This is a genomic window from Marinococcus luteus, assembly GCF_034497705.1.
GTDB classification, from domain to species: domain Bacteria; phylum Bacillota; class Bacilli; order Bacillales; family Marinococcaceae; genus Marinococcus; species Marinococcus luteus_A.
On the sequence record NZ_JAXRUV010000007.1, the window covers coordinates 159710 to 172931 of the forward strand.

Sequence of the window (13222 nt, forward strand, 5' to 3'; positions counted from 1 at the left end):
ACGTGATTAATTCAGAACAGCATTGGAGGAAATAACATGGCAGAAGTTGAAGGAAAAGTAGTTATACTGACCGGTGCTTCAAGCGGTATAGGTGAAGCAACGGCTAAAGAATTAGCCGACAAGGGAGCTAAAGTAGTGCTGGCCGCCCGTCGCGAGGAACGTCTGCAGCAGCTTCAGAAAGACATTGAACAGGACGGCGGCACTGCCACCTATAAAGTAGTAGACGTTACCTCTCAGGAGCAAATGGACGAACTTGCCCGGTTTGCCAATGAAACGTACGGCCAAATTGATGTTATAGTAAATAATGCTGGACTGATGCCGCTTTCGATGCTCCGGAACCGGCAGTTTGAAGACTGGAATCAGATGATCGATGTGAACATTAAAGGCGTGCTTTACGGTATTGGCGCTGTGCTTCCCTACATGAGGGAAAGAAAAGAAGGGCACATTATTAATGTTTCTTCAGTAGCTGGCCATCAGGTTTCTCCGGGTGGTGCTGTCTACAGCGGCACGAAATACGCTGTGCGTGCTATTTCAGAGGGGCTTCGCAAAGAGGAATCGCCGGAAAATAACATCCGTTCGACCATTATTTCACCAGGAGCTGTGGAATCGGAGCTTACCGAAACGATATCGGACAACCAGGTGAAAGAACGCGTCGATGAGCTTTATAAAAACGCGATCTCTTCAGAAAGCATCGCCCGCACCATTCGTTACGCGATTGAAGAACCGGTGGAAGTGTCGGTTAATGAAATTGTCGTACGTCCAACCGCGCAAATGTAAAAACAACGGCATCTGTCCACATGGGCAGGTGCTTTTGTTATTTATAGCAGCATATAGAATTTCACCATTGAATCAAAGCGTTTCCGGGTAAAGAAACTCATAGAGTGAAGGAGGTTTTTGATGGCAGAACTATCATTTAAATATGTACATGTGAACGGCATCCGTCTTCATGTCGCTGCTGCGGGTCCAAAGGACGGGGAAATGATCATCCTCCTGCACGGCTTCCCGGAATTTTGGAGGGCGTGGGAAAAGCAGATGCACGCACTGGCGGAGGAGGGCTATTTTGTCGTGGCTCCTGATCAGCGGGGCTATCATCTGAGCTCCAAACCCTCCGGAACAGCATCCTACACGATGGACGCTCTCCGGGACGATATCATCGGGCTCATTTTTCACTTCAAAAGAGAAAAAGCTGTAATAGTCGGTCATGACTGGGGAGGGGCAGCAGGCTGGTATATGGCGCTTACCCGTCCGGAATATATTTCGCTGTTTATCCCTGTTAATATGCCGCATTTAACAGCGATGCCAAAGACGATGCTCACGCACCCAATGGACTTGCTCAAAGGGTATTACATGGCAGCCTTCCAGATTCCCGCTCTGCCTGACAAAGCAGCTGCCATGTTCCAATACGCTGCATTGAAGGCTCACCTGACTGTGACGAGCTGTCCCGGAGCGTTTTCAGAGCCGGGTCTGGACGGATACCAGTTTGCCTGGTCGCAGCCCGGGAGCGTAACGGCAATGTTCAATTGGTTTCGGGCGATCCCATATGGTCCGGCAGAAGCGATGAGCACAGAAACTATTAATGTGCCCGTGCGTATGATCTGGGGCATGCACGATTGGTTTTTGGGCACCGCTGCTGCTAAAGAAAGTCTGAAATACTGCAGCGATGGAGACGGGATTTTTATTGAAGAAGCGACGCATTGGGTACATCATGAACAGCCGGAGCTCGTTACGCAGTTCATCAAAAACTTTATTCAAGAAAAACAACTAGGGGGCAGTACGTATGCAGGATATCAGCTTTGAAACAATAACAGTAAACGGGGTTTCTTTACACACGGCATTGGCTGGTCCGGAGGAGGGCCCGCTTGTTGTACTTCTGCATGGCTTTCCGGAGTTTTGGTATGAGTGGAGACATTTAATCGGGCCACTTGCAGCGCGTGGGTACCGGGTGGCGGCGCCGGATCAGCGCGGCTACAATCAAAGCAGCAAGCCGCTTGAGATTGAAGCTTATGCCCTGGACGAACTGCGTGACGACGTGACAGAGTTAATCAAAGCACTGGGACGGGAAAAAGCAGTAATCGTCGGCCATGACTGGGGCGGAGCGGTAGGATGGTATACGGCAGCCTCAAGGCCGGAATACGTGGAAAAATTTATTGCTATCAATATTCCGCACCTGCCTGCTATGCCGGCGAGCATGAAAAAAGATCCAACGCAGCTTCTGAGAAGCTCGTATATGCTGTTTTTCCAGCTTCCGAAGCTGCCGGAAAAGGTGCTTGCCTATAATGACTTTGAGGAGTTTGCCAATGGACTCGTAAAAACGAGCAGACCCGGAGCTTTTACCAGGGAGGATCTGGAAAAATACAAAGAAGCATGGTCGCAGCCGAATGCTGTCACGACCATGATCAACTGGTACAGAGGGATGAGAAAAGGGTCAAGGGATATTGTGGAATCAAGTCATGTAACTCCGCCAGTACGAATTATCTGGGGCGTGGGAGACGCCTTTTTATCTAAGGCCTCGGCCCGGACAAGCCTTGAATACTGCCGCGCCGGAGAGCTGATTTTCGTATCCGATGCGACGCACTGGGTAGTTCATGAGCAGCCGGATATTATAGAGCGGCTGGTGACGGAATTTATAGAACAGACGTGAAGCCGCCGCTCAGGCATTGGCTCTGCGGAAGCTGATGGTGGCAAAAGCGATCAGAATAGAGGTGAAAATAATTAAAAAGAGCAGTTCCTCTGCAACTGTTACTGTACGCCCGAACAGCTGCAGGTTTAATCCGAGGGCATCCTGGGCGGCGACTGGGAGATCCCCGGCGCCGGTCATCACTTTTTTCATAGCGTCTACGCCGTAGGTGACAGGGTTAACTTTAACAAGAATATCCATCCAGGCTGGCATATTCGTTACCGGAAATAACGCTCCGGAAAGAAACACCATTGGAAACACGAGTACCTGCACAATCAACTGGAACCCCTGCGTTGAGCGAAGTAGGCTTGCTATCAGCAGGCCAAGGGAAGCGAGCGTGCAGGAAAGCAGAAACATAATTGGCAGCACAGCCAGTACGTTGCTCCATTCGTAGGTTACGCCTAAAACAGGAATTAAAATAAACATCAGCACCCCCTGCATAAACGCAACTGTAGAGGCCCCGAGCATTTTACCGATGGCAATGTTCACCCGGGAGACCGGGGACACGAGAATTTCTTTCATATAGCCGAATTCTTTATCCTGGATAACTGATAAAGAAGAGAAAATCGAGGTCATTAAAAGGGTCATAGCGACAATGCCCGGAAAAATGAACGTAAGATAATTAAAATCTTCGATTTCAGAGGTTTGGTTCATTACTAAATTTTCCATCGTTCCGCTGAAGCCGCCGCCAAAAATAATTAAAAATAAAATAGGCATCGCAAAAGAGCCGAGCAGACGGGGACGGTCCCGGACGAATTTCATTAAATCCCGCTGCCAGATGGCAAAAATACCTTCCATATGTGTGAGCTCCTTTCTTAGGCGGGGCCGGCTTTAATATCTCGTCCTGTATAAGACAAAAATACGTCGTTAAGCGTGGGCCGACGTATGTTCAGGCTCGTAATAGGAACGGGGATCTGCTGCAGAAAAGTAGAAATAAACTGATCGCTGCTTGGCACCCGGATACGCAGAATGCCTGCTTCCTGTTTTATTTCGGCTTCCGGCATAGCTGACTGCAGCTGCGTGGCGACAGTGTCATTATCCTCGGTGCCGAGTTCAATGACGTCTCCGCCAACCTGCTTCTTTAAGCGCTCCGGCGTATCGAGAGCGATGATAGTCCCTTTATCCATAATAGCGATACGGTGGCTGATTTCTGCCTCATCGAGGTAATGGGTGGTAAGAAATATCGTAATATTTTCCTTTTCCTTCAGGCGGAGAATATATTCCCAAATATGGGCTCGTGTCTGGGGGTCAAGACCGACAGTGGGTTCGTCCAAAAAAAGAACCTTCGGGTAGTGCAGCAGGCCGCGGGCAATTTCAAGCCTTCGTTTCATTCCGCCGGAGAATTCTTCTACTTTTTTCTTTTGATTGTCGACCAGGTCTACAATTTCAAGCACTTCCTGAATACGTTCTGCCCGTTTGTTTTTAGGTACACGATAAAACCGGCAGTGAAGCTTTAAGTTTTCAAGAGCGCTTAATTTTTCGTCGAGTGTATTTTCCTGAAAAATGATGCCAATGCTTTCACGGACTTTTGCTTTCTGTTTAAAAGCGTCATATCCGTTAATGGTAACGCTTCCGGAGGTGGGAGCGAGCATCGTGCATATCATGTTGATAGTCGTGCTTTTTCCGGCCCCATTTGGGCCGAGAAAGCCAAATATCTCCCCCTGTGCGACGTCAAAATGAATGCCTTTGACTGCTTCCATATCTTTAAATGATTTTCGCAGTTCATGCACTTGAATGATAGGTTCCATACATTTACCCCTACTTTAGCCATAGTCATTATGTTAGCGTAACTATATAACTTCAGGCTGTGATCGTCAATGAATACGAAAACGAAGACTGGGGGCGAGGGGTAGGTAATCAAAATTCAGGGTATTGTTTATATAGAAAGAAGGGGGCAGAAATCATGGAACTTCGAGACCATGTAAAGAAATACCTGGAGCAAAACAGTTCCTTCGAGGTGGAAACGGTTGAGGAAGTAGTCGATGAACGCAGACGAAGAAACGAAATGACACTAGCTCCATCGGAACGGCCTGCTGTAGCTGAAGTCTTGGATAAAGATATTGATTTAGAAGGACGGACCTTGACCGTGCGCAGATATAAACCAGCATCTGAAGAGCCGCTTCCGGTAGTAATTTTTTTCCACGGCGGTGGTTTTGCTGTAGGGAGCCTTGAAACTCATGATGCCTTCTGCCGGGTGCTGGCCAATGAACTAAAGGCATATGTTGTAGCGGTGGACTACCGGCTCGCGCCGAAGCACCCGTTTCCGTCAGGGGTATACGATTGCCTGGACGCTGTTCGCTGGGTGCTTTCCGAGTACCGGGACTGGCCAAATACGGAGGACCGGTTTTACCTGTGCGGTGATAGCGCCGGGGCCAATATTGTGTATGCAGCATCTACGCTGCTCCGAAATGAGCAGACCTACCTTGAAGGACAGATGCTTCTGTATCCAGTCGCTGATTTTTACAACCGGGAGGAAGACACTGCGTACGTATCGTATCACCGTTTTAGTGAAGGGTATGGCCTGACGGCCAAAAATATGGAAGACTTTTGGGCTCATTACTTATCGGCCTGGGATGAACGCAGGGATCCGCTGGCTGTACCGATGCGGGATGAAGCAAAACGAGAAAACCCTCCTACTCTCGTCATAACGGCAGAGTATGATGTGCTTCGGGATGAAGGGGAAGAACTGGCGCGTCAGCTGAAAGAGGCAAATGCAGAAGTACATCATCACCGGGTGGACGGTACGATCCACGGTTTTATCAGCCAGTTTCCGCTTGAGGAAGACGGGCAGGAGGCGATGCATTACATGAGGGCGTTCGTACACAAGCAAATCGGAAAATAATGAACCCCCATCCGGCAGAAGCTGGATGGGGGTTTCAGGCAAGCAGCAGTTTAGTCTGAGAAGTCCGGGATCAGCCGCTGCTCCTGAAATTCACGAAGCAGCTGCCGGAACATGTCATCACTGTTCACGACTTCAGTAAAATCAAACTGTTTTACCTTATTGGTATCAGACATCACATCATATTCTACATTGAAAATGAAATCACCGAACGGCCAGGCGGCCAGTTTATTAAATGGAATATTCTGTAGACTGTATTTTTCCTGCATCTCCTCCCATAGATCTTGCTGCAGCGGCATAAAATCAGAAAGTGTAATTGTTTGCACCGGTCCGGTGTTCATTTGGAACTCCTCGGCGATGACCGGCCACATGTGCTCCCACCGAAAGAAGTCTCCGTTGGTAATATTGAATATCTCAAATGCACACGGTTCATGCAGCGCAGCCCATACGGAACAGCGGGCGAGCAGGCCGGCGTCGGTCACCTGGGCGAGTGATCGGTAGGTAACATCCTTTCCCGGAAAACGAAGGGGAAGGCCGAGTTCTTTAGAAATAGAGGCATAAACTGCAATAACCATGCTTAAATTCATGGGAGTGCCTACCGAATAGCCACATACGACGTCGGGACGCAAAATCGTCCACGACTAGCTTTTTCCTTTCTGGTGGTTTCGCAGGTAATCCTCCTGATTGTAATAAAAGTTCGGCGGCATATGACGCGGGTCGCTTTCTCGTGCCGGGGTTTTAAAAGCGCTGATGTGTGCCCCGTATACTTTGGCTCCCTGCATTAATACGACACGCTGGAGCTGGTCGGAAGTCGCTTCCACGGCCTGGACAGCGCTTTTGAGCATATTGGTATTAACTGTGATCTGTTCTTTGGAGAGTGGATCATAATCCTGGTAGGCCGCATAAAAAATATGAGTGACGGCAGGCACTTCTTGAAGCGCCTGTATCATTTCTTCTTCCTCTAAGAGATCGGCCTCCACGTAATAATCGGCCCCGTGGGTGTCTTCAGGCTGGTGCCGGGAAATACCTACAGCGGTCCAGTCTGCGAGCGATGAAATATGTTTTAAAATACTGCTGCCTATGATGCCGGTAGCTCCTACGATCAAGGCGGTTTTAGTCATTGCAGAGGGCTCCTTTCGGAATATAAAGTGATACAGATGTATACCACAAATTGGCAGAGGCTTAACCCTTCCAATTAGAAAAAGCGCCCGGACAACCAGCCGGACGATGTTAATTACGTATTCTGCTGTTCAGCGGCACGGAGTTCCTCCAGGCTCAGGCCGAAGGTCATTTCAAGGTGAGGGTAGTCTTTAAAACCAGGCCAGTCCCCGCCCCAGCTGAAGCCGAGCTCCTTAGCGATCTCCACAGCTTCCGTCCAGTCTGCTTCTCCGTTACCATTGTCATCGCGTTCCATATCCCAGACCAGCTCTCCATCCGGGGAACGTAAAGCAAAATCAACGGCGAGGCCGTAATTATGATATGATTCACCGCCCCGAGCCTGCGTGACAATTTCTCCCTGCGTAGTCCGGCCCTGGGCATATAAAGCCTCCTGCTCTTCCACCGAACGGTATTCATCCGTTACGACAACCTCGATCCCTTGCTGTTCTGCACGCTGGATCCATTCATTTTTTCGCTCCTCCACGACAGGGTGAAGGCTGTTCTGTTCGACGACTTCGCTTGCTTCCACCTCGGGAAGAGGGTTCTGCCTGCTGTTCCATCCGAGTACAACCAGAAGGAGAAGTAACCCCGTCATCAGTAGCAAGACATGTCTTTTCACTCAGCTGATTTCCTTTCTTTTTCAACCTGCGTACAGGAAGTATAAACAAGTATTTGTTTGCTGGAACTGGCTGCCTTTAGCTGGGGGCGTCTTCAAGGGCGTGGGCAGCAAGTACAAATCCGCCGGTGATGCCCGCCTCATCCTGGAGCCCCGGAGTAACAATATATTGATCGATATTGTGAGTAATCATTGGATCCTGAACGTATCCCTGCAGAAGCTGCTGCGCCTGTTCCTGTACTTTTGCTAGCAGGGAAGGCTGTTTGCTCACGCCGCCGCCAATAATAATCCGCTCGGGGGTAAGAATCAGAATGTAATTCATCATTGCCTGAGCGAGATAATAAGCTTCAAGGTCCCATACCTCCGGGCGGGAGGTCAATTCGCTGCCCTTTTCTCCCCAACGCTGTTCCACGGCGGGACCTGAAGCAAGCCCCTCAAGGCAGTCGCTGTGGTAAGGACACGTTCCATTGAAATGGTCCTCAGGATGGCGGCGGACAATAATATGTCCGGCTTCCGGATGGTTCAGACCTTCAAGAATATTGTTGTTAATAACAGCACCAACACCGATGCCGGTGCCGACTGTCATATACAGGCAGCTCGTCTTTCCGGCACCGGCACCGTGCTTCCATTCCCCGAGAGCCGCCGCATTAACATCGGTGGTGAAGCCTGCCGGCACAGCGAGGTGTTTTTGTACGTCTCCGAGAATGTTAAAGTTTTGCCATGCTGTTTTTGGCGTTGTGGTGATATAGCCGTATGTATCATTTTTTGTATTAATATCAATCGGACCAAAAGAACCAATGCCAATAGCTTCGATAGAAAAAGCACGGAAAAAATCGTATACCTGCTTCATAGTTTCATCAGGCGTAGTAGTCGGAATGGAAATGCGATCTTTTATGTCACGGCCGTTTTCACTGACCGCACAGACAAATTTTGTTCCTCCTGCTTCGATGGCGCCGAGCATATAAACAACCTCCTGGTCTTCGTCTGAAATAGTAAACAGATCATTCAAAAATAAATGAAAATTTCATAAGCGATAAAATTCTGCACACTTTTTAATCGTACCTTTTTTTTCGGGTTTTGCAAATATGAAATATACTTGCCGGGCGGGAAAGGAGTAAGCTTGAATGAACAGTGACAGAGAAATATTAGCAAATGTTCAGGGGCAAAGTGGAGAGCTGCAGCTGCAGCGCCGCGGTGGGCATTATGAAGTCATCAGTAACGGCACATTTTTGATGGCGACGCACAACGGAGAGTCGGAGCGGCGAATGGTGCAGGAAGCGATGAATCATGCTTATTCAGCAGAGTCGGTGCTGATTGGAGGTCTTGGCGTCGGTTTTTCACTCCACGAAGCGGTGCAGCATACAGAAACGGTTCATGTAACCGTTGTGGAACTGGAGAAACACATTATTGAGTGGAACCGCCTGTATTTTCAGGATTGGAACGGAAGGGCTCTTGAAAACAGTAAAGCACAAATCGTAGAGGAAGACCTCCAGGTATTTCTGGAAAAAGGAACAAACAACCGTTGGGGCGTTGTGTGCATGGATACAGATAACGGCCCTGACTGGCTTGTCCGGGAAGACAACCAGCACATGTACGAGGCGGGAGGGCTTCAAACGATTTACGCCGCGCTCCGGTGCGGAGGAGTAGCTGCTTTTTGGAGTGCTTCTTATTCCAGAGCCTTTGAAAACATTCTGAAGGCGGTTTTTGATACTGTATGGATAGAGGAGGTGGGTGCCGGGCGCGGCGGACCGGATGTTATTTTTTACGCCAGGAAAGCAGAACATATGCATTCATCACACAATTTTTGAGATTTTTTTAGCCCTCTACAGTGATACAAAAGATACAGAGAAGGGTACGATATGAAAGTACTGTGTAAACAGTGGGAGATGAAGGGGTCAGGGAGGAAAGGGAATGAAAAAGATATCAATTGTAATTCCTTCGTATAATGAAGAAGACAATATTATATCTGTATATGAATCACTGCAGAACCATTTAGGGCATCTGCCCTATGAAATAGAGGCACTTTATATAGATGATGGAAGCTCGGACCGCACGCTGACGAAAATGAGAGAGCTTGCGGGGACGTATGAAAATGTAAGCTACGTTTCTTTTACCCGTAATTTTGGAAAAGAAGCGGCACTGATTGCAGGACTGCATCACGCGGACGGCGATGCCGTAGTAATCATTGACGCTGACCTGCAGCATCCGTCCGAGGTAATTCTGGAATTGATTGAAGGCTACGAAGAAGGCTATGATCAGGTGATCGCAAAACGGAACCGGGAAGGAGATTCAAAATTCCGTTCCGGCATGGCCTCGATGTATTATAAATTTATTAATAGAATGGTGGATGTGAAGCTTGAAGACGGCGTCGGTGACTTCCGTCTGTTAAGCCGCCGGGCATTGGACGCCCTGCTGTCCCTGAGTGAAGCCAATCGTTTTTCGAAGGGGCTTTTTTCATGGATCGGCTTTCCGTCCAAAACAGTTTACTACGAAAATGTCCAGCGCCAGGAGGGTGAAACCAAATGGTCGTTTTCGAGCCTTTTAAATTACGGCGTTGACGGCATGATTTCCTTTAATAACCGTCCGCTTCGTGTCTGTTTGTATACCGGCCTAATCGTGATGCTGCTTGCACTTGTTTATATCGGTATCACGTTTGTGCAAATCCTTCGGATGGGAATAGAAGTGCCGGGTTATTTTACAACAATTTCGGCTATACTGTTTTTAGGTGGCGTGCAGCTGGTAAGTCTCGGTGTGCTCGGGGAGTATATCGGACGCATTTACTATGAAACAAAAAGACGCCCGCATTATTTGGTGCAGGAATCTAATACGAAAAGGCGAGATGCATGAAACAGTTGGATAATGAGTTTACCAGATTTGTTTTAGTGGGCGGTGTGAATACGTTAAACTACTACGCCGCCTACTTACTGCTTCACGTGGTGCTTTCGGTACCATATATGATCGCCCATATTACCGGGTTTTTTATCAGCTTTGTCATTTCTTTCTTTTTAAATACATACTTTACTTACAAGGTCCGGCCGACATGGAAGAAGTTTTTCCAATTTCCGCTGACCCAGGTGGTGAATGTAGGGGTTTCATCCGTTTTTGCTTATATATTCGTGGAATGGCTGAGTATTAACAGTACTATCGCCCCGCTGGGAGCGGTGATTTTTACTATACCGGTCACGTTCATTGTCACAGGGAAAATACTAAAAAGATAGCGTGGGGAGAGAATGTTGAAACATAAGCATATATGGGGGGTTGCGGCAGCAGTCATTCTGGCAGTCATTGCAGCGCACGCATTTTTCTTATACCAATGGACCAATAATACGTATATGGCCGGGCCGAATGACGGTTTGAACCAGATGGGACCGTTTAAGCAGCTGCTGTATGATCATTACACGAGCGGAGAATTTTTTTATTCCTTTCAGCTTGGACTTGGCGGCAGTATGTTCACTCAGCTCGGATACTATTACTCGACGAACCTGTTCTTTTATTTCCAGATGGCCGTGGTGTATATGCTGGAGCTGGTCGGGTTGATTCGTGAGCCGGACGCCGCTTTTTGGACGGAGGCCGTCATTTTTATCAGCATGGCCCGTATGACACTCGTTTCCTTTTTAGCATACGCCTGCTTCCGTTATATGAAGCTCGACCGTGTACCTGCCCTGACAGGAGCCCTGTTGTATGCCACGTGTGTAATGTATTTCCGTCACGCGGCATTTTGGGAATTTTTTGCGGATGCTTTCATTTGGCTCCCGCTACTCGTATTTGGCGTGGAAAAAATTATTCGGGAGAAAAAACCGCTGCTGTTTATTTTTGCACTCGCAGCAACCGTCTTTTCGAACTTCTACTTCTCCTATATTGTGCTTATTTTTATCGGGATTTATATACTAGCCAGATGGCTGATCCGCCTTGAGCCTGCAGAAACAAAAATAGGTAAACAGATACTGTATTTCGGGGGCAGCTCCCTGCTTGGATTCGGCATTGGGCTGACCGGCTTTTTCGCCGGAGTGTACGGTTACTTTAACAATTACCGGCCAGACTTTGAACAGGAGATCGTGTTATTTGATAACACAAGCAATATTCTGCTCGACAGCCGTTTCCTCATTGTACCGACCATCTTTTTAGTGTTCGCAGTCTGGAAGCAGCTGTATAAGGATCCGCGGTTTGTGCTGTTTACCATTCTCTCGCTTTTATTTATCGTATTTCATTACAGCCCGCTGATAGGGAGCGTATTTAACGGGTTTTCCGCACCAAGGAACCGGTTTGAGTATATTACTGCGTTTTTACTTGCCGGTGCAGTGGCAGCAGGTATTCAGCATATCCGCAAGCTCGACTGGCGGGAGCTGGCGCCTTCGCTTATTTTTGTGACAGGCATGTACGTGCTGTTTTATCTGTTGGATGACGATTTTTCCATCGATCACTGGAGCGGATGGCTGACGCCTGGTATGATCATCATCTCCCTGGTGGCATTTATCATAACAACCATTACGGATGTACGCGGCAAAAGAATCATTACTGCCGTTTTTGCCATTATTACAAGCGTGGTTGTCGCAAACCAATACCAGTATGAAAAACTGTTTGAACGCGGAAGCATGAGCGGCACGACGCAGGAATTTCTCATGAGTGAGGATTACATGGACGCAGATCAAATCGAACTGCTGGATGAAGCTTCGCAGGAGGACCCGGACGCTCTGTCCCGAACTACATGGATCAAGGACCCACAGCGCACGAATACGCCGCTTTATTTGGAATTTTACGGGGCGGGGGCATACTCAAGTATTTTGAATGAAGAAATACTCATGTTTTATTACAATGACCTTCAGATCGATCTTGGCCGGGAGAGCATCAGCCGGTATTCGGATTTCGGACGAAGGGCCAACATTTACAGCCTGCTGCGCGGTGAATACGCCATGTTTGAAAAGGACGGGGACGAAAACGTACCGTACGGGTTTACTCCATTTGTAGAAAATGATGACTATATTATTTACCAGAATGAAAATGTGCTGCCATTTATACGGACCACAGACCAGGTATATGCCTACGAAGAAGCAGAAGAAGCGGCACCTCTCGCGAAGGAGCATGCCATGCTGAATGGCGTGATTCTCGAGAACCCGGAAGAAGCAGCTGAATTTCCACAGGAAGAGTCTGTCATTACCAGTGAAAATGTTGAAGCGGTAAATGGTACCTACGAGAACGAAATGCTTACGGTTACCGGGGAGGAGGGCGGCCTCAATATTAGAGTGCCGGAGAATGAAAACGTGGAGGATTACTACGTGGACTTTCTCCTCCGACAGGAGCCCGGCGTTGGTTTTTTCCGAATGAACGTAAACGAATTTGAAACCTCCCGCAAGGCAAGGGATTCGCTGTACCGTACCGATGAAAATGATTTAACGATCCGCGTGGAAAATCCCGAGGACAACATCATAGAGATCCGGATGCCTGAAGGAGAATATCATCTTGAAGATTTGGCCGTTTACGGAGAAACGTATGAACAATTAAACGAAGCCAAAGCCCAGGCAGAGGAGAACGCCCGGAGTGTAGACGTGAACGGCAATGAAGTTGACGCCGTTATTGAAAACGATACAGGAGATGCGTACGCTGTGATGCCGATTCCTTATGAAAAAGGATGGAGAGCTAAAGTAAACGGAGAAGGCGTGCCAATCGAAAAAGCTAACGGGGCGTTTACTGCCGTTCCGCTTGAAGAAGGGGAAAATAACCTTTCCCTCACGTACTACCCGCCTTATTTCTGGTGGATGACTGCGGTATCGGTGGTCTCGCTTATATTAGCAGCATTATGGGGCATTAAAAAAAGAAGAAAATAATATTTCCCAGGAAATAAAAAAGGCCGTGCGAGCGGCCTTTCAGACTGTCGACAATGACTCTCATTTTAGAGCTTGTCGGCAGTTTTTTTCGTGCTATGATAAAAAGAAAT

General features: G+C 48.2%; 12 protein-coding genes and 1 pseudogene. 8 read left to right on the forward strand and 5 right to left on the reverse strand.

Annotated features, from left to right (window positions below):
• Nucleotides 1-36: 36 nt before the first annotated feature.
• From Q9M42_RS12145 to Q9M42_RS12155, 3 genes are all read left to right on the forward strand, one after another.
• The gene (locus tag Q9M42_RS12145; protein ID WP_322526729.1) at nt 37-777 is read left to right on the forward strand and encodes an SDR family oxidoreductase; all 741 of its coding nucleotides are present in this window, start codon (nt 37-39) and stop codon (nt 775-777) included.
• A gap of 120 nt (nt 778-897) precedes the next feature.
• A complete protein-coding gene (locus Q9M42_RS12150) occupies nt 898-1797 on the forward strand; it encodes an alpha/beta fold hydrolase (protein WP_322526730.1) in 900 nt (299 codons plus the stop codon).
• Nucleotides 1778-2641, forward strand: a complete 864-nt coding sequence (locus Q9M42_RS12155; RefSeq protein ID WP_322526731.1) for an alpha/beta fold hydrolase — start codon at nt 1778-1780, stop codon at nt 2639-2641. The genes Q9M42_RS12150 and Q9M42_RS12155 overlap by 20 nt, the downstream gene beginning before the upstream one ends.
• Nucleotides 2642-2650: 9 nt before the next feature.
• Here the strand turns inward: Q9M42_RS12155 and Q9M42_RS12160 are convergent, their stop codons facing one another.
• Together Q9M42_RS12160 and Q9M42_RS12165 are read right to left on the reverse strand one after the other, a co-directional pair.
• Nucleotides 2651-3475 (reverse strand): ABC transporter permease, encoded by an 825-nt coding sequence (locus Q9M42_RS12160; protein ID WP_322526732.1) that lies wholly within the window; start codon nt 3473-3475, stop codon nt 2651-2653.
• A 17-nt stretch (nt 3476-3492) separates the two neighbouring features.
• Nucleotides 3493-4425: an ATP-binding cassette domain-containing protein gene (locus Q9M42_RS12165; protein WP_322526733.1), complete on the reverse strand. Its 933-nt coding sequence runs from the start codon at nt 4423-4425 to the stop codon at nt 3493-3495.
• A gap of 155 nt (nt 4426-4580) precedes the next feature.
• Between Q9M42_RS12165 and Q9M42_RS12170 the strand changes: the two genes are divergently transcribed.
• Nucleotides 4581-5519 carry an alpha/beta hydrolase gene (locus tag Q9M42_RS12170; protein ID WP_322526734.1) on the forward strand — a complete coding sequence of 313 codons (939 nt, stop codon included), beginning with the start codon at nt 4581-4583 and terminating at the stop codon, nt 5517-5519.
• 50 nt (nt 5520-5569) lie between these two features.
• Here the strand turns inward: Q9M42_RS12170 and Q9M42_RS15580 are convergent.
• From Q9M42_RS15580 to Q9M42_RS12190, 3 genes and pseudogenes are all read right to left on the reverse strand, one after another.
• Nucleotides 5570-6637 (reverse strand): annotated as a pseudogene (locus tag Q9M42_RS15580) (SDR family oxidoreductase).
• A 113-nt stretch (nt 6638-6750) separates the two neighbouring features.
• Nucleotides 6751-7269 carry a M15 family metallopeptidase gene (locus tag Q9M42_RS12185; RefSeq protein ID WP_322526737.1) on the reverse strand — a complete coding sequence of 173 codons (519 nt, stop codon included), beginning with the start codon at nt 7267-7269 and terminating at the stop codon, nt 6751-6753.
• 100 nt (nt 7270-7369) lie between these two features.
• Nucleotides 7370-8251 carry an ROK family protein gene (locus Q9M42_RS12190; protein WP_322526738.1) on the reverse strand — a complete coding sequence of 294 codons (882 nt, stop codon included), beginning with the start codon at nt 8249-8251 and terminating at the stop codon, nt 7370-7372.
• A gap of 163 nt (nt 8252-8414) precedes the next feature.
• Here Q9M42_RS12190 and Q9M42_RS12195 point away from each other — a divergent pair, with 163 nt between their 5' ends.
• From Q9M42_RS12195 to Q9M42_RS12210, 4 genes are all read left to right on the forward strand, one after another.
• The gene (locus Q9M42_RS12195; protein ID WP_322526739.1) at nt 8415-9098 is read left to right on the forward strand and encodes a spermidine synthase; all 684 of its coding nucleotides are present in this window, start codon (nt 8415-8417) and stop codon (nt 9096-9098) included.
• A gap of 103 nt (nt 9099-9201) precedes the next feature.
• Nucleotides 9202-10137: a glycosyltransferase family 2 protein gene (locus Q9M42_RS12200; RefSeq protein ID WP_322526740.1), complete on the forward strand. Its 936-nt coding sequence runs from the start codon at nt 9202-9204 to the stop codon at nt 10135-10137.
• The gene (locus tag Q9M42_RS12205) at nt 10134-10508 is read left to right on the forward strand and encodes a GtrA family protein (protein WP_322526741.1); all 375 of its coding nucleotides are present in this window, start codon (nt 10134-10136) and stop codon (nt 10506-10508) included. The genes Q9M42_RS12200 and Q9M42_RS12205 overlap by 4 nt, the downstream gene beginning before the upstream one ends.
• 12 nt (nt 10509-10520) lie before the next feature.
• A complete protein-coding gene (locus Q9M42_RS12210; RefSeq protein ID WP_322526742.1) occupies nt 10521-13112 on the forward strand; it encodes a YfhO family protein in 2592 nt (863 codons plus the stop codon).
• Nucleotides 13113-13222 lie beyond the last annotated feature (110 nt).